Source organism: Dysgonomonas sp. PF1-14 (assembly GCF_029892965.1).
In the GTDB taxonomy this organism is placed as follows: domain Bacteria; phylum Bacteroidota; class Bacteroidia; order Bacteroidales; family Dysgonomonadaceae; genus Dysgonomonas.
In genome coordinates this window covers 1-5011 of sequence record NZ_JARXWN010000035.1, presented here as the reverse complement: position 1 = coordinate 5011, position 5011 = coordinate 1, and the positions used below count along the sequence as shown (strand labels likewise).

Annotated in this window: 5 protein-coding genes; 1 reads left to right on the top strand and 4 read right to left on the bottom strand. The window is 38.2% G+C overall.

Features of this window, described 5'->3' with window-relative positions:
- Positions 1 to 1087, top strand: a 1087-nt coding sequence (locus tag M2448_RS20205; RefSeq protein WP_280647990.1) for a relaxase/mobilization nuclease domain-containing protein, incomplete at its 5' end; no start/stop codon positions are given.
- A gap of 341 nt (positions 1088 to 1428) precedes the next feature.
- Here M2448_RS20205 and M2448_RS20200 read toward each other — a convergent pair.
- From M2448_RS20200 to M2448_RS20185, 4 genes are all read right to left on the bottom strand, one after another.
- Entirely contained in the window at positions 1429 to 2133 is a 705-nt protein-coding gene (locus M2448_RS20200) for a hypothetical protein (protein WP_280647989.1), read from the bottom strand.
- A gap of 30 nt (positions 2134 to 2163) precedes the next feature.
- Entirely contained in the window at positions 2164 to 3417 is a 1254-nt protein-coding gene (locus M2448_RS20195) for a PcfJ domain-containing protein (protein WP_280647988.1), read from the bottom strand.
- Between the two features lie 3 nt (positions 3418 to 3420).
- Positions 3421 to 3831, bottom strand: coding sequence for a PcfK-like family protein (locus M2448_RS20190; protein ID WP_280647987.1), 411 nt, complete (start codon positions 3829 to 3831; stop codon positions 3421 to 3423).
- A gap of 65 nt (positions 3832 to 3896) precedes the next feature.
- Positions 3897 to 4892 carry a fusion protein gene (locus M2448_RS20185; protein ID WP_280647986.1) on the bottom strand — a complete coding sequence of 332 codons (996 nt, stop codon included), beginning with the start codon at positions 4890 to 4892 and terminating at the stop codon, positions 3897 to 3899.
- Positions 4893 to 5011 lie beyond the last annotated feature (119 nt).

The window sequence follows — 5011 nt, the reverse complement described above, 5'->3', positions numbered from 1 at the left end:
GCATATCCCGATTGCTTTTTCGCCTGAAGATAAAGAAAGGATGTCAGATGAATTTATGATCCGGTTAGCTAAAGAATATATGCAGGAAATGGGGGGCAATAATACTCAATACATCATTGTCAGGCATGATGATACCGACAATCCCCACCTGCATATTGTGTATAACCGTATCAATAACGACCTGAAATTGATCTCCGTCAATAACGATTACAAGCGGAATATCAAGGTTTGTAAGAAGCTGAAAGACAAATACAACCTGACTTACGGTAAGGGAAAAGACAAAGTCAAACGAGAAAAATTAGACAATCCCGATAAAGTAAAATACTATATCCACGATGTGATAAAGTCGGTTTTACCCACTTGTAAGAATCCGGCAGACCTGCGCTTTGCTCTGAAAAAGTTTGGAATAGAGATTGAATATAAACGTAACCGGGCAACGGGTGATCTTGAAGGGGTATCGTTCAGGTACAATAATATTGCTTTCAAAGGCTCGCAAATCGATAGAAAATTCAGTTTCGGAAACCTCAAAAAAGAGTTTGAAAATAACATTGAAGAAGCGAAACAGCAAAGGCAGGAAGCGGAACTAAAAGCCAAACAGGAAGCAGAAGAGAAAGCAAGGAAAGAAGCGGAAGCCAAAGCCCAAACCTCCAAACGAAACATAGTCCTGAGAGGTGTGGAATTAACACCGGAACAGGGAGAAATCCTGATGGGCGGCGGCTCTGTTTTCCTTGAAGCTTTGAATAAAAGTGATGGTAGCGGCCAGTTTTCTGCTTATGCTTTCCTGAATGATGAAAAGAACAGGGTTATTTTTAGTAAAAATAATCCGGATGAGTTTGTAAAATATGGTAAATACGAAATGCGTATTCGAGATAAAATTCTGATTGAAAACGGCTATATAACCAAAGCCAAAGTCAAATGGTACGGCTATGGAAATCATGCCTATCCATACCTCTGGAAAGCCGACAAATCCGACCCCGACTATCAGGAATCGTGGGATGATCCACGCTTACCCAAAACTCAAAAGACAGAAAAGAAACCTGAAACGCCTACAATTATTCGAAAGAAAAATAGGGGGAGAGAAATGTAAAAAACAACTCGGTAACGCATAAATTCTCAGAGGCAAGCCTACGTGTATGGTATGGCTTGCCCAAATATCAAACCTCTGATTTATCAGGTCATAAAAATTAAAATATCAAGTGTGAAATTAAATGTTAAGCTTCATCTAATCTTTATATATTATGGGACGTATTCTCGGCTTTGGTTCAATCCTTGTTACAACCGGTGGTGTTACTAATACATTCAGATTTGTTGCTAATCCTATGAAATTTCGAAATGCTATAAATAATCAAATTTGAAAATTTCGCTATCGGTTTTTTGTTTCTTTTTTATCCGCTCAGGCTCATTGAAAAAAGAAACGGATTGAAATTTTCAGTCCGCATTATCATTGTCCTCTTTATCTTCTTTAGGTTTCAGATGTTCAAAGACATACCAACTGTCCTTATACAGATGACCTATCAGATTAAACACTCCCGTTTCTCCACACTTGTCGGCAAACTGTTTGGCTTCCAATATACTTTTAAACTCACCTAATTTCTTAAATCCTACGAATAGTTTATACATATCCTTGTTATTTTTATGTTTTTCTACTTCTGCCTGTAAAACGGCATACGCTTCATTATAGTTGCTCTTTTTCTTCTCTAGTTTAGCTTTGGCTTTAAGTAGTCGTTCATCCGTATTTTCATCAAAAAACAGATTATTTTGTACTTCATCTTTTATATATTGGGCAATAACTCTTTCGACTTTTGTTATCTGTGCCTTTGCCGAAGCGACTTTCGATAGCAGGAAATTAAATCCTGTCTGTAAGCCTGTCCGCTTGTCGTATGCACAATGATAAACGGTTACTTTCTTCCGTGGGTACTTACAGACGAGTTTTTCCCTGCGCCATTCGATAAGCCACTGCCATCGGTCTACCATATCACGGGGTAGGTCAATTTTATGCAATATCTCTCTGTGTCCGTCTTGGTGTCGTATCTCGAAAGTGATATATACCGAGTGTTCGATCTTTAGTTCACGTTCTGCTTTTGCCAAATCTTTCGCATATTGCATCCAATCTTCCATTGTTTCCTGTGCCATGATTATTTTGATTTGGTTGTTACTATTTCTTTATGCTGCTAATCTCTGTTCAATAAGAGGTATATTTTTCTCTACAAGTTGTACTATTTGGTTGTGGTACACGGTATTCTTGTTACATACTCCTCTGCTTTGTATAACTTGAAGTTTTGAGAGCGATACTTCAATAGTTTCTATCTTCTTGCCGTCAATACAGGCTGTCAGAATCAAAGAATCTTCTTTTGAATAATAACCTCCTACACAATGGTGCATCAGTTTTCCTTCCAATATGATTTCCTCTATACTTTCAAGTACCCGTACTTGAATAAGCCCATCAGAGAATATAAGTCCGAAGAATTTTGCTTTGGTTTGTCGGAATGTTTCTTCCTTTTCCCGTAGCTTTTCGATTTCTTTCTGTGCATCGGCTTTTGCTTTCTTCTGCATATATCTGTCATGTTCTTTGTGCAGGTCATTCGGGCATACATATTTAGCGTTATGCAGGTCTTTTCCGAACATGCGCAAGTAGTCGATATAGTCAAACCACAGAGTAGCATCTTTGATTGTGTATCCGTTGCGGATGCAGATGCGGATAGATGCCCAGTAATTATCCAGTTTTCGGCTTGTATCACTTAGGAATGCTTTAAATAGATGTATTTGTCCCGATTTTAACAGGGTTTCCATTCGGTTGTCTTTTAATAATGCCCTGTATACATCAAAAGGTCTTTGATTGAAGTGACGTTTTTTAATGCCTGTTCTTTTGAGTTCGGGTATTAACTGCTGTTTCGGATAGTAGTAATACGGGAACAGCCTGTTATAAGCATCTACTTCGCTTCTCAGTTCCAACGGAGTGCTGAATATCCATGAATCATAATACATTGTACCCATTGTCTGACGCAGTTTTGCAAATGTGCAGTATCTGCCGTCAGATGCAATCCAACGTTGCATAACTTCGGCATGAGTGTATTCGGGATATGAGCCTACTTTAGCTGTGCATTTTATCATCAGGTAGCGGATGACCTGATAACCTTGGCATGTGGTAATAAAACAGAGATATTCACAGCCTTTAAATATCCGTTTGTTAGTGGTCTGAACTTTCAGCTTTGCTTTGCAATTAGGGCATTGGTGTTCTCCCTCTTCACCTGCAAATACATGGTTACATTCAGTACAGGTAATTTTACCTTTGGTGGTTCGCTGTCCGATATGTTCGATACAGTTCTGATATCCCCATTGTATCTGTTCTTGTGTGATAGACGGTAATTTTCTACTTGCTGCTACAACTGCTGTTTGGAATTTATTCTGTGGTTTCATAGGTCAAAAATCAAATAATGTGGGTTGTGGATTCAATTCTACTCTCTTAGCCTTTTTAACAGGCTGTTTCATCTTAGTATAGGCTTCGTTCTGTAACCTCTTGATAGCTTCCTGCCGTGCTTCTGCTTTTTCTTCTTCTGTGAGCGTTACCACATGGTTGACTACCGTTCGGGCATTTATCGGCTTACCGATATTGATGTTATCTTGTTTGTAATAATTGGTTGCCATCAGATAAATTTCTTCATCGGCAAAACCATTACAACCGCTTTTCTGTACAGTATTCAAAATGTATGTAATACAGTCGTCAATATTCTTATCTGCTTTTGCGAATGCTTCGGCGAACAACGGGTCTGTTTCTGCCCGTTGCTCTAAATAGGTTAATATCGTGCGTGTAAAATATGCTGTTGATTTCATGGCTATTGTTATTTATTCAGATTTAATACTCCTTCTAATTCTTCTCTCTTGGTCTTGGAAAATATTCATCCAGCCTTCTTGGTTTCCTTGTATATTAATCGGGGATTGAATTTCCCACCCATAGCAGACAATAGGTCTTTAATAGGCTTGGTATCTCCAAACAGGGCAATAGCTTTCTCGGAATAATCAACTATCTCAAATTGCAGATTGTCGGATTGTATGTGTATAGTAGATTGCTGTTCCGATTCGTTTGGACTTATATTATCGGTATAATCTATTTTATTATTAATCTTGCCTGTCTTATTAGGTTTGATGTGGATACCATCGGGAGAGCCTGCTGTGTAGGCGAATTCTTCTATTGTCCTTTCTCGGTTATAGATAGGCTCTTTCTCTATTATCCAACCTCTGTATTTACTTTCGCCTAAATAGTAGCCTGCACCCATTGAATACTTTTCTCTGTGTTCGTAATCTTCGTTATATTCCGCTAAATAGGCTGTCCCTTCAAAATTAGATGCGTGTTTACGCATTTCGGAGAATATATCCCGTGTATGTTTGGAGAAACCTAATATAACATTGCTTAGAGTAGAGGATGCAAAATAGTCTGTCTGTGAATCGGATTCATCTTGTTTCAAACGACCTACAATAATGGCTTTTGCATCAGTTGGGAGATTGTTTTTAAGCCATTCACGACCAACAACCCGAACTTCTTCCCTGCGTTTTTCTTCGGCTCTCTGCTGTTCCATTTCATCTACATGTTTGGCTTGTGCTTTGGCATAGAGTTCTGCTACTTCTTCTTCGGTCATAAACTCAATGTTCTTATCATCATAGTACATACCGATACCGAACTTTTGGCTCAATGGCTTAATTATCTCGGACTGATGGAAATCAAGGGTTTTAAGGTTGATTAAGTGGTAATGATACCCGAATTGGTTATGTGTTATTTTATGGACTACATACCTGCTGTATGAATAACCTTCCATTTGTACAATTTGGTTTACTTCTACTGATTTAACTTCTGTATCTGTTGTTGTTCCTCCGAAAAGGGAATATAATTTTGTCATGGCTGTTTGGTTTTAAAAGATGAGTCAGTAGTGTCCCATTAAAATTGGGACGTTATTAAAAATCAAATAAACTTGGCTCATTAGAGTCGCATGGTTCTTTGTCATATTGAAAATTAGTT